Below are 22,570 nucleotides of genomic sequence, written 5' to 3'. Positions count from 1 at the left end.
GCCCTTTCACGCCCGCGTCATTGCCGTGCTGCCGTTCTTCGACTCGTGTGCATCCCTTGCGGACCGTCAGGCCGCGCGCGCCCGCCGCGCCCGCCGCCTATGGATGCCGGCGTGCTGATGCGCGGCGCCGAAGTCGTCGACGGCATCGCGCTCGCGACGCATCTTCAGCCGATCTACAGCCTTCCCCATCAACGCGCAATCGGCTATGAAGCGCTCTTGCGCGGCCGTCCGGAAGGCGCCGGCGCCGACGATGCCCCGCTCGTCGGACCGTTCGATCTCTTCGCCCGCGCGATCGTCGCGGGAACGCTGACCGAACTCGACCGCATGAGCCATCTCACGCACCTGCGCAACGCGGCGACGCGTCTGCCCGGCGCGCACTGGCTCTTCGTCAACATGAACCCGGCCACGTTCACCGCCGCCGGCTACGCGAAGGAATTCGCAGCGCGCACGCGCGAAGTCGGGCTCGCGCCGGAGCAGCTCGTGATCGAAGTGCTGGAGTCGGGCGGCACCGACGTGGAGCGCATCGCCGCCGCGACGCGCGCCTTTCGCTCGCAAGGCTTTCTCGTCGCCGTCGACGATTTCGGCGCGGGACACTCCAATATCGACCGGCTGCTCACGCTGCAGCCGGACATCGTGAAGCTCGATCGCAGTCTCGTGCGCGCGCAGAGCGCCCTGAAACACGCTCATCTGCGCGATGCGTTGATGCCGAAGCTCGTCGATCTGCTGCATCAGTCGGGCATGTTCGTGGTCGCGGAAGGCATCGAGACGCGCGACGATCTGCTGCTCGCCGCGCGTTCCAACGTCGATTTCGTGCAGGGCTTCCTGTTCGGCCAGCCGTGCGAGGAACCCGCCCCGCGCGGCGCGGCGACACCGCTGATCGAAGACGCGTTCGACGCGCTCGCGCACATGCGCCGCAACGAGCGCCTCGCCGCCGATTTGCTGCTGATGCCGTATCGCGCGAATCTTTCGCAGGCGGCGCGGCGGATCGCGGGTGGCGCGGGCACCGAGCCGGCCTGCGCCGACATGCTCGCGCTGCCGGGCACGGTCAGTTGTTTCTTTCTCGACGAAGCCGGCCGCCAGTTCAGCGCGACGCTGCCCGGCGCGGGCGAAAGGCGGCGCAGCGCGCGCTTCGCGCCGATCGCGGATGCATCGACCGGCCGCTGGGACAATCGCGGCTATTTCGTCGAAGCCTGCGCGCAACCGCAGCAGGTCGTCGCGAGCGCGCCGTATCTGTCGGTCACGGGCACGTTGTTGTGCGTGACGCTCACCGTCGCGATACGGCGCGGCGACCGCACGCTCGTCGTCGGCGCGGATCTCGACTGGCGACGCATCTCCGATACCGCGCCGGCACGGCTTCCGTAAGAATCGCCCGCCCGTCAGCCGCGCGCGATGAGCCCCGACAGCGCCAGCGCGCCCGCGCGCAGCGCCGCCAGATTGCCCGGCTCGAAGGTCCAGTGCCCCGCTGCGTTCACTACTTTCAGTTCCGCGCCGGGCCAGTGCGCGGCCAGCGCGACGGCCTGATCCGCGGTGCAGACCATGTCGAAGCGGCCATGCACGATGCGGCACGGCAGATGCGCGATTCGCGCGACCAACGGCAGCAACGGCGGCGGCGGCAATTCGTTCGCCATGTAGTGACGCTCCAGCAGCGCCATGGAAACGGCGGCGGCGTTGGCTTCGGCGCTCGGGCGCTTCTCTTCGTCGGCGGGTTCCGGGGCCGGCTTGTTGACCACGGACAGCGTCGTCTCGTACTGCGTCCACGCGCGCGCGAGTTGCGCGCCCGCTTCGTCGAAACGCGCAAGCGGCGCTTCCGTCATCGTCAGAATGTCCTGTCCGCTCGCGGGGCGCGTGCCGCTCGCCGCCTCGATCGCATCGAGAAACGCGCGGTGCGCTTCCGGGAACACGCGACGCACGTCCCACAGGAACCAGTCGATGTCCTCGCGGCGCGCGAGAAACACGCCGCGCAGCAGAAAGCCCGTGCAGCGCTCGGGATGCGCGATGCCATACGCGAGCCCGAGCGTCGTGCCCCACGAGCCGCCGAAAATCGCCCATCGCTCGATATTCAGCGCGACGCGCAGCTTCTCCATGTCGCCGACGAGCGCGTCGATGCCGTTGTGCTCGAGCTTGCCGAACGGCTTCGACTTGCCGCAGCCGCGCTGATCGAAGAAGACGACGCGCCACGCCGCGGGTTCGAGCGCATCGGCCCATTTCACGTTCATCGCGCCGCCCGGCCCGCCGTGCACGACGAGCATGACAGGCGCGTCGCGCGGCCCTTGCGCACGCCAGTAGATCGCGTGTCCGTCGCCTACGTCGAGCATGCCTTCGTCGACATTCACCGGCTGCTGGCCGTGTTGATCCTGTTGATCCATCGCGCGTGTCCTGGCTGTTAGGTCGAATGCTCAATTGTTGCATCGCGCGGTGGCGCGCGCATGAAAGCTCAAGAAAGACCGATACGCTATGCTTGCAGCTTGCCCGTTACCCCTTGTCGACACCGACTCCGCCACGCTCGATGCGCCGCACCCTCGTCAAGTGGCTCTTCGCCATCTATCTGCTCGGCAGCGGCACGCTATGGTCGATTCTGATCCTGCCGCTCTTTCCGTTCGTCGGCCGCGACGGGCGCTACTGGCTCGCGAAGCTCTGGTGCCGCGCGATGGTCGCGATGATGCGCGTCATCGCCGGCGTGACGACTTCCGTGGAAGGGCTGGAGCATCTGCCGCAAGGACCGTTCATCATCCTGAGCCGCCACGAATCGACGTGGGAAACGCTCGCGTTCATGGCGCTTTTCCCGCGCCGCATCAGCTTCGTGTTCAAGCACGAGTTGATGAATATTCCGTTCTTCGGCTGGGTGCTGCGCGGTCTCGACATGGTGAGTCTGGATCGCGGATCGATTCGTCAGGCGCATCAGGCCGTCACGCGCGAATGCGCCGCGCGGCTCAAAAAGGGCGATGCCGTCGTGATCTTTCCGGAAGGCACGCGCGTCGCGCACGATGCGCCGCTCAAGCTCGCATCAGGCGGCGTGCGGCTCGCCTGCGCGACGAAAGCGCCGGTCGTGCCGGTCGTGCATGACGCGGGCAAGGTGTGGCCCGCGAAGGGCTGGCCGGATCACGGCGGGCATATCCGCGTGATCGTCACGCCGCCGCTGCCGCTCGAATGCGATATTCCACAGGAATTGAACCGGCTCGCGCAGACGCAAATGGACGAAGCGCTGGCCGAACTGCGCTGAAACAGGCGCTGAGACTGTACCTAAGCGCGGCTCAGTACATCGGCCGCTTCTTGGCGGCACACAGCCGGTTGACCGCCGCGACCAGCGTCTCGAAGTCGACGGGCTTGCGCAAATAGCCGTCGTAGCTGACAAAGGCCGGCGGGTTCGGATGCCCCGAAATCATCAGGAAAGGAATGTGCGCGAGCGTGGCGTCGTTCTTCATCGTCTGGCAGAGCAGCGCGCCGCCGAGGCCAGGCATCATCCAGTCCGACACCACGATATCCACCGCCTGCGCGCCCAGTATGGACAGCGCGCCGTTGCCGTCCGCCGCGCACAAGACGTTGCAATCCTCACCCTGCATGCAGAGGGACCAGGCTTCGATGGTGGCGGGATCGTCGTCGACGAGCAGTACGGTCTTCATCTTGCAAACGGGGCGGGCACGGTTGAGAGCGGGCAAAAGCGGCGGGCAACGTCCGTTGTGACCGAAAACGGCTCTTTTCGTTGCCGCCACGTTCTTTCGATGCCTTTCGTCATAGTATTGTGTTCGCGCGAAACTTGCGCGGTAAATGCTGCTTGAGCAAGCGGCGGGCCGCGCGGGGGCGTCGGTCAATTGAGCGCCCGATGCGCTTACTTCGTGCCGGCGCGCGAGCGGCCCGCCTCGCGGATCGCATCGACGAGCGATTCTTCAACCGGCGTGCGCGCCGCGTCGTTGCGGCGGATCAGGCCGATGGGCTCGTCGGTGCCGGCGAAGGGCATCGGCAGCGCGGTGAGAAGACCGAGCGCGATGTCGTGCTCGACCGCGCCGGCCGGCACGAACCAGACCGCGTCGTTGTGAAGCGCGAGCGAGCGCCCGAGCGACACCGACAGCGTTTCGACGAGCGCCGTCAGCGCATGCGCGCCGAACGCGGTCAGCACGCTTTCAGCCGACTGCCGGATGAGCGTGCCGAACGGCGGCACGACAATGGCGAAGCGCGCGAGCAGCGCGGGCGTGAGCGGCGTTTCGAACGCGAGCGGATGATCGCGGCGCACGACGACGGCCAACGGCTCGCGATAAATCTGCTCGAAGGAAAGCCCGTGCATCGCTTCCGGCTCGGACAGCCTGCCGACGACGAGATCGACATCGCCCGCCTTCAGCTTTTCCAGCAGCGACGCGTTCGAATCGGTCGCGACGCTCAGCGAGATCGCCGGCCATTGCTGCCGAAAAGCCGCGAACGCGGGCGGCAGCAGCGCATTGGCGACCGTCGGCAACACGCCGATGGACACCGCGCCCGGCATGTCGCCGCGCTCGCGCAGCAGCATGTCGACGCCCTCGCGCAGCGACGCCACGCACGCGCTCGCATGCGGCGCGAAGAGCCGGCCTTCGCGCGTCGGCACCGCGCCGCGCCGTCCGCGCTCGAACAGCCGCACGCCTAGAATGGACTCGAGTTCGCCGATCGTCTTCGACACCGCCGGCTGCGTGATCGAAAGACTGTCCGCCGCGCGCTGCACGCTGCCCAACTGCGTGACGGCCAGAAAACACTGGAGATGGCGGAACTTGACGCGCGTATTCGTGAAGTCGGTATCCATGAGTAGCCGTTATGTATCGACGCACAAAACGTCATTTTCCATAACTCGATGCGTTCGATAAAGTAGCTGCCAGAAATATCCTATTCACGTCACATCATCAGGAGACAGTGACATGACGTCCCCCATCCTCACGCCGCGCGACTGGGAATCCCATCCGCCGTATCTGTCGCCGGGCTACCGGTCGTCGATTTCGCGCAGCCCGTCGCTGCCGCTCATCCCGCTGAAGGAAAACCTGCGCAATCGCCGCGTGCCGGTCTACGGCGCCGACGACCTCGGCACGCTCGACAACGACCTCACGCGCAACGCGGCCAAGAACGGCGAGCCGCTCGGCGAACGCATCATCGTGACGGGACGCGTGCTCGACGAAGGCGGCCGGCCGGTGCGCAACACGCTCGTGGAAGTCTGGCAGGCGAACGCCGCCGGGCGCTATGTCCACAAGGCCGATCAGCACGACGCCCCGCTCGATCCGAACTTTCTCGGCGCGGGCCGCTGCCTGACGGACAACGAAGGCCGCTATCGCTTCATGACCATCAAGCCGGGCGCGTATCCGTGGGGCAATCACCCGAACGCGTGGCGTCCGAATCACATTCACTTCTCCCTCTTCGGCGAATACTTCGGCTCGCGTCTCGTCACGCAGATGTACTTCCCCGGCGATCCGCTGCTCGACCTCGATCCGATCTACCAGGGCATTCCGGAGCACGCGCGGCATCGGCTGGTATCGCGCTTCTCGATCGATACGACGCAGGAAAACTACGCGCTCGGCTACGAATTCGACATCGTGCTGCGCGGCCCGGACCAGACCCCGACGGAGTGACGACATGACCACCCTCAAGCAAACGCCCTCGCAGACCGTCGGACCGTACTTCGCGTACGGCCTCGTGCCCGAGCAGTACAACTTCGATCTGAAGAGCCTCTTCACGGCATCGGCGGCGGATCGCGAAGTGCCGGGCGAGCACATTTCCGTCGTCGGCAACGTGTTCGACGCGGAAGGCAAGCCGATCGGCGACGCGCTGATCGAAGTCATGCAGGCCGACGCGAACGGCCGCTACGTGCAGAGCGTGGAAGAAGCGCGCGAGTCGGGATTCCGCGGCTTCGCGCGCGTGGGCACCGGCACGGATCCGAAGCTGCGCTTCGTCGTGGATACGGTGAAGCCCGGCAAGACCGACGACGATTCCGCGCCGCATCTGGACATCATCGTGCTGATGCGCGGCATGCTGCTGCACTCCTACACGCGCCTTTATTTCGACGATGAAACCGATGCCAACGCGAAGGACACCGTGCTGCAAAGCGTGCCGGCCGAACGCCGTCACACGCTGATCGCGAAGCGCGAGCCGGACACGGCGGCGACGGTGTATCGCTTCGACATCCATCTGCGCGGGCCGAACGAGACCGTCTTCTTCGATCTCTGAGCGGTATCGCTGTCAGCAGGAAGCGAAGGCGTCCGGCACTGCGCTATAGTGTCGGACGCCTTTCGTTTTTATCGCATGCACGTTATGACCGACGCCGCCAATCCCAGCCCGCTCTATGTCAAGCTCCTCGCCGAAACCGCGCAGATCGGCTGGTCGGAACTCGAGCGTTTCTTCGCGAAGGGCGTGCTGATCTGGGTCAAGGGTGATCTCGATCTCGTGAGCGTGGCCGAAGCCGTCGCCGGCGACGATACGCAACAGGTCACGCAATGGCTGTCGGCCGGGCTGATCGAGCGCGTTCAGGCGGAAACCGCCGCCGATCTCGCCGCGCGCGATCCCGAGTTGTGGGCGGTCGTGGTATCGCCATGGGTATGCGTGCAGGAACGCGGCAATCGCTCGAACGCGAATTAAGCGCGCACCCAGTCGGTCCAGAGCACGACGAGAATCGTCATCAACGCCGGACCGATGAAGAGGCCGATGAGGCCGAACGTCTCCGCGCCGCCGAGAATGCCGAACAGCACGAGCAGGAACGGCAGCCGCGACGAGCCGCCGATCAGCACAGGCCGCACGAAATGCTCGGCCACGAACACGACGACCAACCCGAAAACAGCGACGCCCACGGCGGCCACCGTCGATCCTTGCACGAGCAGCCACAGCGCTGAGCCGAGGAATACGATCGGCGCGCAGAACGGCAGCATCGCGGCGACGGCTGTCAGCATGCCGAGCAGCGTCGCGTGCGGCACGCCGGTGATCGCATACGCGATACCCAAAAGCGCGCCCTCGCCCAAACCGACGACCACGAGCCCCACGACCGTGCTGCGGACCGCATCGGCCATGCGCTGCAACAGCGCCGCGCCGTCCGCGCCGAACGCGCGGCTCGATCCCGCGAGCATTTGCCGGCCGAGCTTCGCGCCCGCCTGGAAGATGAAGAAGAGCGTCATCAGCATGAAGCCGAAGATGACGAGGCCATGCACGACGCGCCCGCCGAAATGCCGCGTCATCGCGACGAACGTGGCGCTGTGCAGGTTCTTCACCGCCGGCGACGATTCGAGCGGCGTCGCGAGATTGTCGTGCCACCAGCGCGCGGCCTGCTCGGAGCCGGTCGGCAGATGTTCGATGAACGCGGGCATCGGGATGCCGGTCCGGAGCACGTCATGGAACCAGCGCATCATGTCGCGCGCTTCATCGATGGTCTGCCCCGCGACGATGCCGAACGGCACCACGAACAGCAAGCCGATTGCAAGCGTCAGCAGGACGGCGAGCAGCGTATGGCGCTTTCTGAAGAGCGGCCGCCGTTCGAGCCAGCCGAACGCGGGCCACAACGCAATGGCGATCACCACGGCCCATACGACAGCCGGAATGAAGGTGCGCGCCGTGTAGAGCGCAATGAGCACGAGCACCGCATACAGCGCCGCCGATGCCGCGCGTTGAAACCGGCGCGTGCGATCGGCGGAATCGGATGCATTCTCGTTGCGCGAAGGAATACCCATGAACGGAGCCTCTGGTGGAATCGACTGAAAGCGAAGCGATAGAGCCGCGTGCATTGTAAGCGCACGATTCATTCCACTTCCTTACTGCCACCATTGCACTGTTCTTTACAACGCGACGTTATGTCCTCCCTATAATCGCGAGTCGGGCATCAACGCAAGGAATCCGGGAATGCTGGGTAAAGGCTGGGTGGCAATGGGAGCATGCGCGTCGATCGCGCTGTTGGCAGGCTGTTCGACGAAACTCAACCGATCGGACGAAGAGAAGCTGAACGCGCAATACGGCATCGCGATGCAGGCCGTCAAGGGCGGCGTGGAAATGCGCCTGCCCGAAGTGGCGCTGTTCGATAGCGACGAAGCGACCATCCGGCAAGGCAGCCTGCCCGCGCTGGACCGCGCCGCCACGGTGCTCAAGCGCAGCATGCGTCCGGTGCTGATCGAGGGCCACACCGATAACGACGGCCCGCTCGCCTACAACCAGAGCCTCTCGCAGGCGCGCGCCGAAGCGGTGGCGCGCGCGTTGATCGCGCGGGGCGTGCCGGCCGAGCGGCTCACGACGAAAGGCATGGCGTATCTGCGGCCCATCGCGAGCAACGACACGCCGCAAGGCCGCGCATTGAACCGGCGCGTCGAGTTACTCGTGCGCGCCGAAAGCGAAGACACGCTGCTCGGCCCCGTGCCGAAGAAAAAGCGCTAGCTTCCTTCCGCTTCGAGCACGAGCAGTTGCGAGCCATCGGCGACCTGATCGCCGACATCGAAGAGAATCTCGCCGATTCTGCCGGTGGCCGGCGCGACGATCGTGTGCTCCATCTTCATCGCTTCCATCACGATCAGCGGCGCGCCCTTCTGCACCGACGCGCCCGCCTGCACCAGCACCGCGACCACCTTGCCGGGCATCGGCGCGGTGAGACGGCCTTCGTGCTCGGCGTCGCCGGCATGGGCCATCAGGTTCTGCCATTCGAACGCAAACGCGGCGCCTTCCAGAAAGACGTGGAAGACATCGCCGTCGGTGAAAACGTGGCCTTTCACGAGCGCATCGTCGAGCTGAACGGCGAACGCCGTTTCCCCGCGATGCGACCATTCGAAGCGCGCGCTTGCTCCGTTCAATTGCAGATGCATCGCGCCGTTCTTCGTGAAGACGGCCTTCAGCGCCTCGTCCGAACCCACCGCGCGCCAGTTCAGGTCCTGGCTATAGCCGCCGGCCATGCGCCAGTGCGAGAGCGCATCCCACGGCGAGCGGCCGTGCGCTTCGCCGCCCTCGCGCGTGAGCAGGGCCGCGCACGCGAGCGCCAGCGCCTTCTCGCGCGACACCGATGAAGCCGCGAAGAGCGCATCGTGATGACGCTCGATCAGGCCGGTGTCGAGTTCGCCTTGCGAGAACGGTTCGCTCTTCACGATCCGCTGCAGAAACTCCACGTTCGTATGCAGCCCGACGATCTCGCATTGCGCGAGCGCACGCGCCATGCGCGCGAGGGCATCGCGACGGTCGCGTCCATGCACGATCAGCTTCGCGATCATCGGATCGTAGAACGGCGTGATGGCGTCGCCCTGACGCACGCCGCTGTCGATGCGCACGTGGCCGTCGATCGTGAACTCCACTGCATCCGGCAACGCAAGATGCTTCAGCGTGCCCGTCGACGGCAGAAAGCCGCGCGACGGATTCTCGGCATAGATGCGCGCTTCGATCGCATGGCCGTTCACGTGCAGCTCGTGCTGCTGCAACGGCAGCGGCTCGCCCGCCGCCACGCGCAATTGCCATTCGACGAGATCGAGCCCGGTCACCATCTCCGTCACCGGATGCTCCACTTGCAGGCGCGTGTTCATCTCCATGAAGTAGAACTGGCCGTCCTGCGTCATGATGAATTCGACCGTGCCCGCGCCGACGTAATTCACCGCGCGCGCCGCTGCAACGGCGGCTTCGCCCATCGCGCGGCGGGTTTCATCGGAGAGGCCGGGAGCCGGCGCTTCTTCCAGCACCTTTTGATGGCGGCGCTGCACGGAGCAATCGCGATCGAAGAGAAAAACCGCGTTGCCGTGCTTGTCCGCGAAGACCTGCACTTCCACGTGCCGTGGCCGCAGCAAATACTTTTCGATCAACACGCGATCGTTGCCGAAGCTCGACGCCGCCTCGCGCTTGCACGACGCCAGCGCCTGCGCGAAGTCCTCGCTTTTCTCGACGACGCGCATGCCCTTGCCGCCGCCGCCCGCGCTCGCCTTCAACAGCACCGGATAACCGATGCGGTCGGCTTCGCGCTGAAGCAGATCGGGCGATTGATCGTCGCCGTGATAACCGGGCACGAGCGGCACGGACGCCGATTGCATCAGCGCCTTCGCTGCAGCCTTGGAACCCATCGCGCGAATGGCTTCGACGGGCGGCCCGATGAAGACGAGACCCGCCTCTTCGCACGCGTTGGCAAACGCTTCGTTCTCCGAAAGAAATCCGTAACCGGGATGAACAGCTTGCGCGCCGGTCTTCTTCGCTGCATCGACGATGCGCTCGATGCGCAAGTAACTCTCCGACGCCGCCGATCCGCCGACGTGCACCGCTTCGTCGCATACGTCGACGTGTTTGGCTTTCGCGTCGGCGTCGGAATAGACGGCCACGCTGCCGATGTTGAGGCGCTTCGCCGTCGCGGCGACGCGGCACGCGATTTCGCCGCGATTTGCTATGAGTATCTTGTCGAACATGGCTTCCCCGTCACATCCGGAACACGCCGAAGCGCGTGTCTTCGATAGGCGCGTTCATCGTCGCGGCGAGGCCGAGGCCCAGCACGTCGCGCGTCTGCGCCGGGTCGATCACGCCGTCATCCCACAGGCGCGCGCTCGCGTAATACGGATGCCCTTGCGCCTCGTATTGATCGCGGATCGGCGCCTTGAACGCTTCCTCGTCCTCCTTCGACCACGTGCCGCCCTTCTTCTCGATGCCGTCGCGCCGCACCGTCGCGAGCACGGATGCGGCCTGCTCGCCGCCCATCACCGAGATGCGCGCGTTCGGCCACATCCACAGGAAGCGCGGCGAATATGCGCGCCCGCACATGCCGTAGTTGCCCGCGCCGAACGATCCGCCGATGATGACCGTGAACTTCGGCACCTTCGCCGTCGCGACCGCCGTGACCATCTTCGCGCCGTTGCGCGCGATGCCTTCGTTCTCGTACTTGCGCCCGACCATGAAGCCCGTGATGTTCTGCAAGAACACGAGCGGAATCTTGCGTTGCGCGCACAGTTCGATGAAATGCGCGCCCTTCAACGCGGACTCGCTGAACAAGATGCCGTTGTTCGCGACGATGCCGACCGGATGCCCCCAGATATGCGCGAAGCCGCAGACGAGCGTGGTGCCGTAACGCGCCTTGAATTCGTCGAACGCGGAATCGTCGACGATGCGCGCGATCACTTCGCGCACGTCGAAGGGCTTGCGCGTATCAATGGGAATCACGCCATACACGCTCTGCGGGTCATAGCGCGGCGGCAGCGGCTCTTTCAATGCAAGCGGCGCTTCTTTCACGCGATTCAGATTGCCGACGATGCTGCGCGCGATGCCGAGCGCATGCGCATCGTTTTGCGCGAGATGATCGACGACGCCTGACAGACGCGTATGCACGTCGCCGCCGCCCAGGTCTTCGGCGCTGACTTCCTCGCCGGTCGCGGCCTTGACCAGCGGCGGGCCGCCCAGAAAAATCGTGCCCTGATTCTTCACGATGATCGATTCATCGCTCATTGCAGGCACATACGCGCCGCCCGCCGTGCACGATCCCATGACCACGGCGATCTGCGCAATGCCCTGCGCCGACATGTTCGCCTGGTTGTAAAAGATGCGGCCGAAGTGATCGCGATCGGGGAAAACATCGTCCTGATTCGGGAGATTCGCGCCGCCGGAATCGACGAGATACACGCACGGCAAGCGGTTCTGCTCGGCGATTTCCTGCGCGCGCAGATGCTTCTTCACCGTGACCGGATAGTACGTGCCGCCTTTGACAGTCGCGTCATTGCAGACGATCACGCACTCCTGCCCCGCAATGCGCCCGATGCCCGTGATGATGCCCGCGCCCGGCGCTTCGTCGTTGTACATGCCGTAAGCCGCGAGCTGCGACAGCTCGAGAAACGGCGTGCCTGGATCGAGCAGTTGCGCGATGCGATCGCGCGGCAGGAGCTTGTTGCGCGACAGATGCCGATCGCGCGCCGCCTGTCCGCCGCCTTCCGCGATCTTCGCGACCTTGTCCTTGAGATCCGCGACGAGCGCTTCGAGCGCCGCCGCGTTGTTGCGGAAATCCTCGCCGCGCGGATTCAGTTTCGTTTCGATGATCGCCATGACGCGCCCTCAAGCCGTCTCGGCGAACAGTTCGCGACCGATCAGCATGCGGCGGATTTCGCTCGTGCCCGCGCCGATTTCATAGAGCTTGGCATCGCGCCAGAGCCGTCCGACCGGATATTCGTTGATATAGCCGTTGCCGCCGAGAATCTGAATGGCTTCGCCGGCCATCCACGTGGCCTTTTCGGCGGTGTACAGAATGACGCCCGCGCAGTCCTTGCGCACTTTCCGCACGTGACCGGTGCCGAGCGTATCGAGCTGACGTCCGACCGCGTACAGATACGCGCGGCACGCCTGGAGCGTCGTGTAGAGATCCGCGACCTTGCCCTGAATCAGCTGAAACTCGCCGATGGACTGCCCGAACTGCTTGCGATCGTGGATATACGGCACGACCGCATCCATGCACGCGAGCATGATGCCGGTCGGGCCGCCCGCGAGCACGGCGCGTTCGTAATCGAGGCCGCTCATCAGCACTTTCGCGCCGCCGTGCAATGCCCCGAGAATGTTTTCTTTCGGCACTTCCACGTTTTCGAACACGAGTTCGCCGGTATGCGAGCCGCGCATGCCGAGCTTGTCCAGCTTCTGCGCGACGGAAAACCCCTTCGTGCCCTTCTCGACGATGAACGCGGTGATGCCCTTCGCGCCCGCTTCGATATCCGTCTTCGCATAGACGACGAGCGTGTCGCAATCCGGGCCGTTGGTGATCCACATCTTCGTGCCGTTGAGCACGTAGTGATCGCCCTTTTCGTCGGCGCGCAGCTTCATGCTGACCACGTCCGATCCCGCGTTGGGCTCGCTCATCGCGAGCGCGCCGACGTGTTCGCCGGACACGAGCTTCGGCAGATATTTGCGCTTCTGCGCTTCCGTCCCGTTGCGATGAATCTGGTTCACGCACAGATTCGAGTGCGCGCCATACGACAACCCGACCGACGCCGACGCACGCGAGATCTCTTCCATCGCGACCATGTGCGCGGTGTAGCCCATGTTCGCGCCGCCGTATTCCTCGGAGACCGTCATGCCGAGCACGCCCAGATCGCCGAACTTTTTCCAGAGGTCCATCGGGAACTGGTCGGTGCGATCGATTTCGCCGGCGCGCGGCGCGATTTCCTTCGACGCGAAGTTGGCCAGCGAATCGCGCAACATGTCGATGTCTTCGCCCAGTGCGAAGTCGAGGCCGGGTACGGTGCTCATGGGTGTCTCCTCCAGAGGCGAATGTTTTCGGCGCACCCGTAAATGAGTGATGCTCACACCGGGCGCGAAACCGCAGAATGGGCCAATTTCACGCTCAAATCGTCTAGCCGTCAATAGGTTTTTGAGCTACGCTCACATTTATTCCGCACTGCCGCCACGTCACGCCCATGTCGACTCATTCCACCGCGCCCGGCCGCCGCACGCCCGCCGGCGTCAAATCGCAGCAACGCGTGCGCGACATCCTGCAGGCGGGTCGCGACGTGTTCGCCGAAAAAGGCTACGACGCCGCGACCACCGCCGAGATCGCGCAGCGCGCGGGCATTTCCGAGGCGACCGTGTTCAGCTATTTCAGCGGCAAGCGGGAATTGTGCGCGCGCGTGATCGCGGACTGGTATGACGAAATCATCGATGCCTTCGAGAGCGGCCTGCCGCGCGAGGGATCGGTGCGGCAGCAGTTCGCGTTCATCGTGCGGACGCATCTTCGGCTGATGCTCGTGAACGGCACGGGACTGTGCTCGCTCGTCTTATCGGAAGGCCGCACGAAGCAGCACGATCTTTCGGACACGCTCACGGAACTGCAGCGCCGTTACACCGCGCCGCTGATGGAAGTGCTCGCGCGCGGCCAAGCGCTCGGGCATGTGCGCGCGGATGTGCCGCTGCGTCTATTGCGCTCGCTGGTTTTCGGGCCGATGGAACACGTGCTGTGGGATGCGACGCTGGCGAAGCGGAAACTGAGTCAGACTCAGATCGACACCACGGCGGATGAACTCGTGGATGTGCTGTGGGCGGCGCTGCAGCCGCCCGATGCGAAACTGGCCGCGCTCATGCAGTTCCGGCAGGACGTGGAAGATGCGTCGCGGCGGTTCGAGGAGAGCGGGAAGCCTTCTACTTGACGAACCGCCGCGCCAGCCGCGCCAGCCTCGGCACGGTATTCGGCCGCAGAAGCCGCGCGTCATAACCGCGCATGCGTCGATCGTTTTCGACGAGACACAGGTCGATCAGCGCGCCCACGGACACGTCCCCGGCCACCGAATCGCCGACGTTCGCCGGGAAATTCGCATCCTGCGCGGCGCCGCTTTTATCGAACCCGCGCGCAAGCGATATCCGGTCGCGAATCAGCGAAAGCCACACGCCCGCGGTCTTCAGCATGAACGCAGGCTTCCGATACCACGGCAGACTCCGCCGATACCACGCCACCCAGTTCGCGAAAAAGAGAATGTGCCGCGCTTCTTCCTGAATGACCGGCTCGAACGTTTCGACGAGCGCCTCCGGAAAGTACCCCGACTGACGCGCCGCCTCGAACAGCCCGAACGCGAAGAAACTGTCGATGCACTCGCTATACCCCGTCAGCATCCACGCGCGCAGGGCGTCGTCGGGAGCGGGATACGGCGGCTCGGGCGCGAGCGCGATGCCATACGCCTCCACCAGCTTCGAGAGCACCACCTTGTGCCGCGACTCCTCGCCGCCGTTCATGCTCAACGCTTCGCGCAAGAGCGGGTCGGCGACGCTCGCCGCATACGTCGCCACGCGGATCGACGCGCGGCCTTCCGTCTGCACCGCGATGTCCCAGATCGGCAGCGACGTGACGCGCCTGTGCGCGGCGGGATCGAGCTTCGGCCAGTCGATGACGGCGGGCTTATAAGGATTGTGCGTCGTCAGCAGCATCTCGCAGAACATGCGCTTGTGCTCGTCGGACCCGGCTGCAATCCTGCCTTGCCGTCGATACGTCCAGTTGCGCATCGCATGATCTGCTTCGGCTGGGGTGAGCGTGTCGGACATATTCGAATAGTGAGCGGCTATTGGGAACGACCTGCGGATTTTGGCACACAGGACGCCGCCACGCAGCAATCCGCACGCATCGCGCTCAGTGCGAGATCTTTTCCAGCGCGATATCGCGCGTGCGCGGTCCCATGAAACCGATCGCCGCCATCACGATCAGCATCGCCGCGGCGATGAACACGAACACGCCCGTCGTGCCGAATCCCTTCAGCACGCCCGCGATGATGAACGACGTGAAAATCGCCGAAAAGCGGCTCCACGAATACACGAAGCCGACCGCGCGCGCGCGGATGCTCGTCGGGAACAATTCGGCCTGATACGCGTGGAAGCTGTACGACATGATGTTCGACGACAGCGTGAGGCCGACGCCCATCGCGATCAGAAACGCCGCATCCGACGACTGGCTGAACAGCAGTCCGCACACGATATTCGCCGCCGCCATCGTGACGATGGCCGTCTTGCGCTCGATCCTGTCGGCGATCGCGAGACCGATGAGCGGCCCGATCGGCGCGGCAATCGCGATGATGCTCGAATACATCAGGCTCGACGTCACCGTGACGCCCTGCTTGATGAGCAGCGTCGGCACCCAGTTCGCGAAGCCGTAGAAACCGACCGTCTGAAACACGTTGAAGATGATCATCATCGTGGCGCGCTTGCCGTAGGGCGGCCGCCACATGCCGGCGAAGGAACCGGTACCGCGCGCATCCGTCACGGGTTCCGGCGCGCCGGGCGGCGGCAGCGGCTTGCCGTACTCGCGCTGCACCTTCGCTTCGAGCGCGGACATCACGCGGTCGGCATCGTCGAGCCGGCCTTTTTGCGCGAGCCAGCGCGGGCTTTCCGGCAGATTGCGGCGAATCCACCAGACGAAGAGCGCACCGTGCGCGCCGATCACGACGACCCAGCGCCAGCCGTCGATACCGAACGGCGCGCGCGGCACGAGCAGATACGCGAGAAACGCGACGATCGGCACCGCCATGAAGCCGACCGCCTGCTCGCACGCGAACGCGCGTCCGCGAATGTGCTTCGGCGCAAGTTCCGAGATATACGTGCCGATGGTCACCAGTTCCACCCCGATGCCGATGCCCGCCACGAAGCGCCAGAAGTTGAGGCCCGTGGCCGTCTCCTGGAACGCCATCACGAGATTCGCGACCGTGTACCACAGCAGCGAGTACGTGAAGATCGCGCGGCGGCCGTAGCGGTCGGCGAGAAAGCCGCATGCGACCGTGCCGATGAACAGCCCCGCGAACAGCGATGCGATGAAGCTCGCCACGCCCGTCATGCCGAAGAAGCCCGACGTGGCGGGCGTCAAAATGCCGCTTTTGACGAGGCCGGGCGCGACGTAGCCCGAATACAGCAGGTCGTAAAGCTCGAAAAAGAAGCCGAGGCTCAGCATCACGATGAGCTTCCAGACGCTGCGCGTCGCGGGCAGGCGGTCGAGCCGCGCCGAGATGAGGCCGGCGGAAAGCACGGGCGTGGCCGCATCGGCGGGGGCGCGGCTCGTGGCGGCCGCGGGTGAGGTGGTCATCGGTGTCGTCTCCTGTCGGCCGAAGCGGGCGCTTCGTTCCGGCTTCATGCAAAGTTCTTCGGGCCGCGCTTCGGGCCGCGCTTTGTGCCGCACGTTGCGTGCTCCCCGCTCGCGCGCGCAAAAACGTGTCGGCGCGCGAAACGAAGGCCGCATTCTAACCGTGCGAATCGGGATTTCCCGGCGCATCCTTTTCCGAAGCGGATGCGTCTTTAAGCGAGGAAATGTTCTAAAGCGCCGCTATCCGTGCTTTCACTAGGTCCCGTAGTATTTTGGCTTGGTAACCTTCTGCCGATTCCGCGCGGACACGATCCGCCGAATGCCCGCCGTCCGGCGCTCTCACCAGCGATCACGACCGATCGCCTGCGCCGGGCGCACCCGGAACGAGACCTTTCGGGCTGAACCGACCATCCTTTGGAGTTAACAAGTGAAGAAACTGCTTGCCGCTTTGTCGATGTCCCTTCTCGCCGCCACGTCGTTTACCGCCGTCACGGCGCACGCCAAGGACTATTCGACGATCCGCTTCGGCGTCGATGCAAGCTATCCCCCGTTCGAATCGAAGGGTTCGGACGGCAAGCTGGTCGGTTTCGACATCGATCTCGGCAATGAAATCTGCACGCGCCTGAAGGCCAAGTGCGTGTGGGTCGAAAACGACTTCGACGGCATGATTCCCGCGCTGAAGGCCAAGAAGTTCGACGGCGTGCTTTCGTCCATGTCGATGACGCCGCAACGCGCCGAGCAGATCGCTTTCTCCAACAAGCTCTTCAACACGCCGACGCGCCTCGTCGCGAAGAAAGGCAGCAACATCCAGCCGACGGCCGAAAGCCTGAAGGGCAAGAACGTGGGCGTCGAACAGGGCACGATCCAGGAAACGTACGCGAAGACCTACTGGGCGCCGAAGGGCGTGACGGTCACGCCGTACCAGAACCAGGACCAGGTCTACGCCGACCTGACCTCGGGCCGTCTGGACGCCGCGCTGCAAGACGCGGTGCAGGCCGAACTCGGCTTCCTGAAGACGCCGCGCGGCGCGGGCTTCGACTTCGCGGGCAAGGATCTCGTCGATGCGAAGATCCTGGGCAACGGCGCGGGCATCGGTCTGCGCAAGGAAGACACCGACCTGAAGGCGAAGATCGACAAGGCGATCGCCGACATCATCAAGGACGGCACGTACAAGAAGCTCGAGAAGAAGTACTTCGACTTCGACGTGTACGGCGGCTAATCGCTTCCTGAGCGTTCAACAAGCGGGCTCCGCGTTTCCCGACGCGGAGCCCGTTGTCTTTTGCAGGCGCCGAAACCGCCCGCTTCCGGCATTTCGGATTTCGGCTAAGATCGAACGTCCGGGGCCGCGCTCGCGGGCAGAGACACCGCCGCGCCACGCCCCGTCCGGATCAGCAACCCACAGAGGCAAGACCCGCGCACCCGTGTGCGCGCGAATACTATGCAGACTAGAACTCATCAACTGATCTCGCCGACGCTCGGCACTTCCCGCAGCATCACGAGTTTTCATTACGGCCCGGGCGGCGGACAGAAAATCTATATTCAATCGTCGCTCCACGCCGACGAACTGCCGGGCATGCTGGTCGCGTGGAAACTGCGCCGCCATCTCGCCGCGCTCGAAACCGCCGGCAAGCTGCGCGGCGAAGTGGTGATCGTGCCGGTGCCGAATCCGATCGGCCTGAGCCAGTTCCTGCACGGCAATCTGCTCGGCCGCTTCGAAACCAACACCGGCCACAACTTCAACCGCAATTTCTACGATCTCGCCGCGCTGATCGCGCCGCGCGTCGAAGCGCGTCTCGGCAAGGACGCCGACGCCAACAAATTCGCCGTGCGCGCCGCGATGAAAGAAGCGCTCGACGAACAGACGCCGCGCACCGAACTCGAATCGCAACGCCTCGCGCTGCAGAAGCTGTCGTTCGACGCCGATGTCGTGCTGGACCTGCATTGCGACCTGGACGCCGCGCTGCATCTGTACACGAACCCGGACATCTGGGACGAAGTCGAGCCGCTCGCGCGTTATCTCGACGCGAAGGCGTCGCTGCTCGCGCTGAATTCGGTCGGCAATCCGTTCGACGAAATCCACAGCTTCTGCTGGTCGGACCTGCGTGCGCGCTACGGCGAGCGCTTTCCGATTCCGAACGGCGGCATTTCGGTGACGGTCGAATTGCGCAGCCAGCATGACGTCACGCACGAACTCGGCGATAAAGACGCGCAGGCCATCGTCAACTACCTGATTCACCGCGGCGTGATCGACGCCCCCGCCGTCGAGCAGCCGCCGCTCGCGTTCCCGGCCACGCCGCTCGCGGGCGCGGAGCCGATCGTCGCGCCGGTGTCGGGCGTGCTCGTGTTTCGCGCGCAAGTGGGCGCGTTCATCGATGCGGGCGAAGCCATCGCCGATATCATCGATCCGCTCACGGACACCGTCACCACGCTCAAGTGCACGACCTCCGGCGTGATGTACGCGCGGCAGATCATGCGCTTCGCGCCGGCGGGCATGGAAGTGGCGCGCATCGCGGGAGCGACGGCGTATCGCACGGGCTCGCTGTTGTCGGCCTGACGCGCGCCTCGATTCAAAACGCCACGAGACCGCACTGCGCGGCGACGACGCGCCAGCCGCCCGCGGTCTCTCCCCACGTTCGCGTGTAGCGCAGGCTGCCCGCGAACGGCGCGCCGGCGAACGTGCCGGAAAGCGCCACGCGCGTGACGGTCACGGCGAACGCGCCGTACACGCGAATGCTCTGCTCTTCCACCTCCAGCTTGTCGATGCGCTGCATGCCATAGCGATGGCCGTTCAAATCGTCCGACTTGCTCCAGACCTTGCCGGCGGCATCGACGAATGTCAGGTCGTCGGCGAGCAGCGCGTCGAGCGCCTTCACGTCCGATGACGTCATCGCCTGCCTGAGTTGCTCTTCCAGTTCGCGGATTCCTTTCTCGTCCATGTTCTCGCTCGCGGTGAATGGAACCGCCAGCATACCGCGCGCGTGCGCGTGCTCACACGCGGCCGCGATGCGCCAGCCCCGTTGCATGCGCGACACAGCGGCAACCTTCGAAACCGCTGTCACATTTCTTTCTTCAGCGACCGCTAAATTTGCGCCCGTCGCCGCCACGCGCCGTTCAGAGCGCGACGCGCCGCCGACACGCGCTGCCCATGCACTCTCTCGCAGCGCGGCCACACACCGCGAACCAACTCACGGAGCTTGTTTTGAAGAAGAACCTTTTGGCAGCCGCCGCGCTTGCCGCATTCGCCTGCATCGCGACTTCCGCCCACGCACAGAGCAGCGTGACGCTGTACGGCATCATCGACGCCGGTATCAGCTACGCGAACAACAGCGCCACGCGCACCGGCAGCGATCATCTGTTCAAGTACGACGACGGCGTGGCCCAGGGCAGCCGCTGGGGCCTGCGCGGCTCGGAAGATCTGGGCGGCGGTCTGAAGGCGCTCTTCGTGCTCGAAAACGGCTTCAATAGCGGCACGGGCGCGCTCGGTCAGGGCGGCGCGGAATTCGGCCGTCAGGCGTACGTCGGTCTCGCGAAGAACGATGTCGGCTCGCTCACGTTCGGCCGTCAGTACTCGTTCTCCACCGATTACCTCGGCTCGGCCTACTCGATCGGCGGCCAGACCGTCGCGGGCAACTACGCGTATCACATCAACGACGTCGACCAGCTCACGTCGAGCCGCATCAACAACGCGGTGAAGTTCAGCAGCGCGAGCTTCTACGGCGTGACCTTCGGCGCGATGTACGGCTTCTCGAACCAGGCAGGCGCATTCGCCGGCGCGCCCAACACGACGGTCGGCACGACGACCGTCGCGGGTTCCTCGCGTGCGTACAGCTTCGGCCTGAACTACAAGGCGGGCCCGCTCGGCATCGGCGCGGCCTATACCGACATCCGCTTCCCCGGCGCGGCGACGCCCGCGTTCAGCACGAGCATCGCGAACATCGCGACGGGCGGCGCGAAGGACCTGCGCACGTTCGGCATCGGCGCGAACTATGCGTTCGGCGCGGCGACGGTGTTCGGCCTCTGGACCAACACGCGCTTCGAACCGGTCACGGGCGGAAGCTCGAAGTTCAACGCGTATGAAATCGGCGGCAAGTACGCATTCACGCCGGCGATCACCGCGGGCCTCGGCTACACGTACATGAACCTGTCCGATGCGTTCCAGGGTCACTGGCATCAGATCGACGCGAGCGCCGACTACGCGTTCAGCAAGCGCACCGACGTGTACGTGCTCGCGATTTACCAGAAGGCGTCGGGTGCGAATCGCGGCGTCGAGAATCAGGCGCAGATCGGCTCCGCGACGAGCTACTTCGGCACGTCGGGCGCGGGTGAAAACAATCAGCTCGCGTTCCGCATCGGCGTGCGTCACAAGTTCTGATCGCGCGTTGAAGCTGTCGCATCACGCATGAAAACCGGGCCGCGAATCGCGGCCCGGTTTCTTTTTACTTGCCCTTCTTGCCGTTCTTTTCCGCATTGAACTGCGCGACGCGCTCGTCCATCATCTTGCGGATCGCGCGGCCGATCTGCCTGTAGTCGCTCTCGTTGAGATTCGCGAGCGACACGCGTCCCGACGGATGCTGCGTGCCGAATCCGCGCCCCGGCAACAGCACGACGCGCGCTTCCTTCGCGAGCCTGAAGAGCAGCTCGGACGGCTGCGTGTTCTTCATGAGCCATTCCACATACTCGCGTCCGTGCATGCGCTCGCCGATGTATTCGGCATCGAGAATCGTGTAGTAGTCCACGAGATTCTTGTCGTCGTCTTCGAGCGGAATGCCGAGTTCGCGATACAACGCCTGCTTGCGATTGCGAATGAGCCGCTTCAGCGCGTTCTTGTAGGCGTCGGGCGTATCCATCAGCGCGAAGAGCGAGAACAGGACCATCTGCACTTGCTGCGGCGTCGACAAACCCGCCGTGTGATTCAGCGCGACGGTGCGGCTATCGGCCACCAGACGGTCGATGAACTTCAGCTTGTCCGGCTCCGTGGTGATGGATTCATAGCGTTCGTGAAGGATCGCTTTCTCGTTGGCGGGCAGCGCGGCGAGCTGCTCGTCGAAGATGTTCTCGCGATGCGTCGCAATGGTGCCGAGCCGCCAGCCCGTCGCGCCGAAATACTTCGAATACGAATAGACGAGGATGGTGTTCTTCGGGCACAGCGCGAAGAGCGAGACGAAGTCGTCGGCGAAGGTGCCGTAGACGTCGTCGGTCAGCAGAATGAGATCGGGCCGTTCCTCCACGATCTCCGCGATATACGCGAGACTTTCGTCGTCCATTTTCACCGACGGCGGATTGCTCGGATTCACGAGGAAAAACGCCTTGACCTTCGGATCGCGCAGCTTGTCGAGTTCCTCCTTCGAGTATTGCCAGCCTCGCGCGACATCCGCGTTGAGGTTCACCACTTCGAGCTTGTAGTCGTTGAGACGCGGGATCTCGATATACGGCGTGAAGATCGGCACGCCGAGCGCGATCGTATCGCCGGGCTTGATGAGGAAGTTCTCGCGCATCGTGTTGAAGATGTACGTCATCGCGGCGGTCCCGCCTTCGACCGCGAAGATGTCGAACTCGCCGACGAACGGATGCTTGCCGATCATCTCGCGCCGCAGATATTGCCCGACGATCGCTTCCGACAGCTTCAGCATGCGGTCCGGCACCGGGTAATTCGACGCGAGAATGCCTTCGCACATCTCGTAGAGAAAGTCGCCGGCATTGAGGCCGAGCTGATCGCGCACATACGACACCGCGCCGACCAGAAAGTCGATGCCCGGCGTGCCCTTGTTGTCGCGCGCGAAGATTTCGAAGCGCTCTTCGAGCCCTTCGTGCTTCGGAAACCCGCCGATGCCTTCGGGCATGTACGCAAACGAGCGCTCGGACTCGCGCATCGCAAAGAGGCCGAGTTGCCAGAAACCGTGACGCGGAATCGTCGCCAGGAAATTCGGATTGCCGCGCCCCGCGTTGAGCATGGCCACATTGGCCGGGCGATCCACCACGCCGCCGCCTGCCGCCTTGATGAGTTCGTCCTTGAGTTCGAACGGACTGAGCGATGCCATCGCGGCGCGGCCGTCGGAACCGGACTTCGAGGACTTTGACATCCAACACCCCCAGGAAATGAGCAATCAAACGGGA

General features: G+C 64.7%; 21 protein-coding genes. 10 read left to right on the top strand and 11 right to left on the bottom strand.

Going from position 1 to position 22,570, the window contains the following annotated elements; all coding sequences use genetic code 11:
* The first annotated feature begins 117 nt into the window (after positions 1-117).
* The gene (locus tag NCR39_RS16805; protein WP_250453660.1) at positions 118-1,362 is read left to right on the top strand and encodes an EAL domain-containing protein; all 1,245 of its coding nucleotides are present in this window, start codon (positions 118-120) and stop codon (positions 1,360-1,362) included.
* Positions 1,363-1,376: 14 nt separating this feature from the next.
* Here NCR39_RS16805 and pip read toward each other — a convergent pair whose 3' ends face one another.
* Positions 1,377-2,366 (bottom strand): prolyl aminopeptidase, encoded by a 990-nt coding sequence (gene pip, locus NCR39_RS16800; protein WP_250453207.1) that lies wholly within the window; start codon positions 2,364-2,366, stop codon positions 1,377-1,379.
* 140 nt (positions 2,367-2,506) lie between these two features.
* Here pip and NCR39_RS16795 point away from each other — a divergent pair, with 140 nt between their 5' ends.
* Positions 2,507-3,220 (top strand): lysophospholipid acyltransferase family protein, encoded by a 714-nt coding sequence (locus tag NCR39_RS16795; protein WP_250453206.1) that lies wholly within the window; start codon positions 2,507-2,509, stop codon positions 3,218-3,220.
* 31 nt (positions 3,221-3,251) lie between these two features.
* On the opposite strand, the gene NCR39_RS16790 is transcribed toward NCR39_RS16795, so the two are convergent.
* Both NCR39_RS16790 and pcaQ read right to left on the bottom strand, forming a co-directional pair.
* Complete coding sequence (locus NCR39_RS16790) at positions 3,252-3,620, bottom strand: response regulator transcription factor (protein WP_250453205.1); 369 nt, start codon at positions 3,618-3,620, stop codon at positions 3,252-3,254.
* 206 nt (positions 3,621-3,826) lie between these two features.
* Positions 3,827-4,765, bottom strand: coding sequence for a pca operon transcription factor PcaQ (pcaQ, locus tag NCR39_RS16785; RefSeq protein WP_250453204.1), 939 nt, complete (start codon positions 4,763-4,765; stop codon positions 3,827-3,829).
* A gap of 112 nt (positions 4,766-4,877) precedes the next feature.
* On the opposite strand from pcaQ, the gene pcaH reads away from it, so the two are divergent.
* The 3 genes from pcaH (at position 4,878) to NCR39_RS16770 (ending at position 6,582) form a co-directional block, all read left to right on the top strand.
* The gene (gene pcaH / locus NCR39_RS16780) at positions 4,878-5,579 is read left to right on the top strand and encodes a protocatechuate 3,4-dioxygenase subunit beta (protein WP_250453203.1); all 702 of its coding nucleotides are present in this window, start codon (positions 4,878-4,880) and stop codon (positions 5,577-5,579) included.
* Positions 5,580-5,583: 4 nt separating this feature from the next.
* On the top strand, positions 5,584-6,174 hold the full coding sequence (pcaG, locus tag NCR39_RS16775; RefSeq protein ID WP_250453202.1) for a protocatechuate 3,4-dioxygenase subunit alpha: 591 nt from the start codon (positions 5,584-5,586) through the stop codon (positions 6,172-6,174).
* 84 nt (positions 6,175-6,258) lie between these two features.
* Positions 6,259-6,582 (top strand): DUF2288 domain-containing protein, encoded by a 324-nt coding sequence (locus NCR39_RS16770; RefSeq protein WP_250453201.1) that lies wholly within the window; start codon positions 6,259-6,261, stop codon positions 6,580-6,582.
* On the opposite strand, the gene NCR39_RS16765 is transcribed toward NCR39_RS16770, so the two are convergent.
* The gene (locus NCR39_RS16765; RefSeq protein WP_250453200.1) at positions 6,579-7,661 is read right to left on the bottom strand and encodes an AI-2E family transporter; all 1,083 of its coding nucleotides are present in this window, start codon (positions 7,659-7,661) and stop codon (positions 6,579-6,581) included. The genes NCR39_RS16770 and NCR39_RS16765 overlap by 4 nt on opposite strands.
* Positions 7,662-7,830: 169 nt before the next feature.
* Here NCR39_RS16765 and NCR39_RS16760 point away from each other — a divergent pair, with 169 nt between their 5' ends.
* Positions 7,831-8,355, top strand: a complete 525-nt coding sequence (locus tag NCR39_RS16760) for an OmpA family protein (RefSeq protein ID WP_250453199.1) — start codon at positions 7,831-7,833, stop codon at positions 8,353-8,355.
* On the opposite strand, the gene NCR39_RS16755 is transcribed toward NCR39_RS16760, so the two are convergent.
* The 3 genes from NCR39_RS16755 to NCR39_RS16745 are packed head-to-tail and all read right to left on the bottom strand — an operon-like array spanning position 8,352 to position 13,155.
* Complete coding sequence (locus NCR39_RS16755; RefSeq protein ID WP_250453198.1) at positions 8,352-10,346, bottom strand: acetyl/propionyl/methylcrotonyl-CoA carboxylase subunit alpha; 1,995 nt, start codon at positions 10,344-10,346, stop codon at positions 8,352-8,354. The genes NCR39_RS16760 and NCR39_RS16755 overlap by 4 nt on opposite strands.
* A gap of 10 nt (positions 10,347-10,356) precedes the next feature.
* Positions 10,357-11,964, bottom strand: coding sequence for a carboxyl transferase domain-containing protein (locus tag NCR39_RS16750; RefSeq protein ID WP_250453197.1), 1,608 nt, complete (start codon positions 11,962-11,964; stop codon positions 10,357-10,359).
* A 9-nt stretch (positions 11,965-11,973) separates the two neighbouring features.
* The gene (locus NCR39_RS16745; RefSeq protein WP_250453196.1) at positions 11,974-13,155 is read right to left on the bottom strand and encodes an isovaleryl-CoA dehydrogenase; all 1,182 of its coding nucleotides are present in this window, start codon (positions 13,153-13,155) and stop codon (positions 11,974-11,976) included.
* A 167-nt stretch (positions 13,156-13,322) separates the two neighbouring features.
* On the opposite strand from NCR39_RS16745, the gene NCR39_RS16740 reads away from it, so the two are divergent.
* Entirely contained in the window at positions 13,323-14,048 is a 726-nt protein-coding gene (locus tag NCR39_RS16740) for a TetR/AcrR family transcriptional regulator (protein WP_250453195.1), read from the top strand.
* Here NCR39_RS16740 and NCR39_RS16735 read toward each other — a convergent pair.
* Both NCR39_RS16735 and NCR39_RS16730 read right to left on the bottom strand, forming a co-directional pair.
* Complete coding sequence (locus tag NCR39_RS16735) at positions 14,041-14,934, bottom strand: ferritin family protein (protein WP_250453194.1); 894 nt, start codon at positions 14,932-14,934, stop codon at positions 14,041-14,043. The two genes, NCR39_RS16740 and NCR39_RS16735, sit on opposite strands and share 8 nt — an antisense overlap.
* 85 nt (positions 14,935-15,019) lie before the next feature.
* Positions 15,020-16,459: an MFS transporter gene (locus NCR39_RS16730; protein WP_250453193.1), complete on the bottom strand. Its 1,440-nt coding sequence runs from the start codon at positions 16,457-16,459 to the stop codon at positions 15,020-15,022.
* A gap of 424 nt (positions 16,460-16,883) precedes the next feature.
* On the opposite strand from NCR39_RS16730, the gene NCR39_RS16725 reads away from it, so the two are divergent.
* Both NCR39_RS16725 and NCR39_RS16720 read left to right on the top strand, forming a co-directional pair.
* Positions 16,884-17,675, top strand: a complete 792-nt coding sequence (locus NCR39_RS16725; protein ID WP_250453192.1) for an ABC transporter substrate-binding protein — start codon at positions 16,884-16,886, stop codon at positions 17,673-17,675.
* A gap of 219 nt (positions 17,676-17,894) precedes the next feature.
* A complete protein-coding gene (locus NCR39_RS16720) occupies positions 17,895-19,010 on the top strand; it encodes a succinylglutamate desuccinylase/aspartoacylase family protein (RefSeq protein WP_250453191.1) in 1,116 nt (371 codons plus the stop codon).
* A gap of 13 nt (positions 19,011-19,023) precedes the next feature.
* Here the strand turns inward: NCR39_RS16720 and NCR39_RS16715 are convergent, their stop codons facing one another.
* Entirely contained in the window at positions 19,024-19,392 is a 369-nt protein-coding gene (locus NCR39_RS16715; RefSeq protein ID WP_250453190.1) for a nuclear transport factor 2 family protein, read from the bottom strand.
* 263 nt (positions 19,393-19,655) lie between these two features.
* Here NCR39_RS16715 and NCR39_RS16710 point away from each other — a divergent pair, with 263 nt between their 5' ends.
* Positions 19,656-20,828, top strand: coding sequence for a porin (locus NCR39_RS16710; RefSeq protein ID WP_250453189.1), 1,173 nt, complete (start codon positions 19,656-19,658; stop codon positions 20,826-20,828).
* Between the two features lie 64 nt (positions 20,829-20,892).
* Here NCR39_RS16710 and NCR39_RS16705 read toward each other — a convergent pair whose 3' ends face one another.
* The gene (locus tag NCR39_RS16705) at positions 20,893-22,536 is read right to left on the bottom strand and encodes a bifunctional aspartate transaminase/aspartate 4-decarboxylase (RefSeq protein ID WP_250453188.1); all 1,644 of its coding nucleotides are present in this window, start codon (positions 22,534-22,536) and stop codon (positions 20,893-20,895) included.
* Between the last annotated feature and the right edge of the window lie 34 nt (positions 22,537-22,570).

The organism is Caballeronia sp. ATUFL_M2_KS44 (assembly GCF_023630965.1).
GTDB classification, from domain to species: Bacteria; Pseudomonadota; Gammaproteobacteria; order Burkholderiales; family Burkholderiaceae; genus Caballeronia; species Caballeronia concitans.
The sequence above is the reverse complement of the archived record's forward strand: the minus strand, read 5'-3'. Positions and strand labels throughout refer to the sequence as shown.

Excerpts from the sequence above, each read along its gene's own strand:
- NCR39_RS16805 (WP_250453660.1), top strand. The coding sequence starts at position 118 with ATGCGCGGCGCCGAAGTCGTCGACGGCATCGCGCTCGCGACGCATCTT.
- pip (WP_250453207.1), bottom strand. The coding sequence starts at position 2,366 with ATGGATCAACAGGATCAACACGGCCAGCAGCCGGTGAATGTCGACGAA.
- NCR39_RS16795 (WP_250453206.1), top strand. The coding sequence starts at position 2,507 with ATGCGCCGCACCCTCGTCAAGTGGCTCTTCGCCATCTATCTGCTCGGC.
- NCR39_RS16790 (WP_250453205.1), bottom strand. The coding sequence starts at position 3,620 with ATGAAGACCGTACTGCTCGTCGACGACGATCCCGCCACCATCGAAGCC.
- pcaQ (WP_250453204.1), bottom strand. The coding sequence starts at position 4,765 with ATGGATACCGACTTCACGAATACGCGCGTCAAGTTCCGCCATCTCCAG.
- pcaH (WP_250453203.1), top strand. The coding sequence starts at position 4,878 with ATGACGTCCCCCATCCTCACGCCGCGCGACTGGGAATCCCATCCGCCG.
- pcaG (WP_250453202.1), top strand. The coding sequence starts at position 5,584 with ATGACCACCCTCAAGCAAACGCCCTCGCAGACCGTCGGACCGTACTTC.
- NCR39_RS16770 (WP_250453201.1), top strand. The coding sequence starts at position 6,259 with ATGACCGACGCCGCCAATCCCAGCCCGCTCTATGTCAAGCTCCTCGCC.
- NCR39_RS16765 (WP_250453200.1), bottom strand. The coding sequence starts at position 7,661 with ATGGGTATTCCTTCGCGCAACGAGAATGCATCCGATTCCGCCGATCGC.
- NCR39_RS16760 (WP_250453199.1), top strand. The coding sequence starts at position 7,831 with ATGCTGGGTAAAGGCTGGGTGGCAATGGGAGCATGCGCGTCGATCGCG.
- NCR39_RS16755 (WP_250453198.1), bottom strand. The coding sequence starts at position 10,346 with ATGTTCGACAAGATACTCATAGCAAATCGCGGCGAAATCGCGTGCCGC.
- NCR39_RS16750 (WP_250453197.1), bottom strand. The coding sequence starts at position 11,964 with ATGGCGATCATCGAAACGAAACTGAATCCGCGCGGCGAGGATTTCCGC.
- NCR39_RS16745 (WP_250453196.1), bottom strand. The coding sequence starts at position 13,155 with ATGAGCACCGTACCCGGCCTCGACTTCGCACTGGGCGAAGACATCGAC.
- NCR39_RS16740 (WP_250453195.1), top strand. The coding sequence starts at position 13,323 with ATGTCGACTCATTCCACCGCGCCCGGCCGCCGCACGCCCGCCGGCGTC.
- NCR39_RS16735 (WP_250453194.1), bottom strand. The coding sequence starts at position 14,934 with ATGTCCGACACGCTCACCCCAGCCGAAGCAGATCATGCGATGCGCAAC.
- NCR39_RS16730 (WP_250453193.1), bottom strand. The coding sequence starts at position 16,459 with ATGACCACCTCACCCGCGGCCGCCACGAGCCGCGCCCCCGCCGATGCG.
- NCR39_RS16720 (WP_250453191.1), top strand. The coding sequence starts at position 17,895 with ATGCAGACTAGAACTCATCAACTGATCTCGCCGACGCTCGGCACTTCC.
- NCR39_RS16715 (WP_250453190.1), bottom strand. The coding sequence starts at position 19,392 with ATGGACGAGAAAGGAATCCGCGAACTGGAAGAGCAACTCAGGCAGGCG.
- NCR39_RS16705 (WP_250453188.1), bottom strand. The coding sequence starts at position 22,536 with ATGTCAAAGTCCTCGAAGTCCGGTTCCGACGGCCGCGCCGCGATGGCA.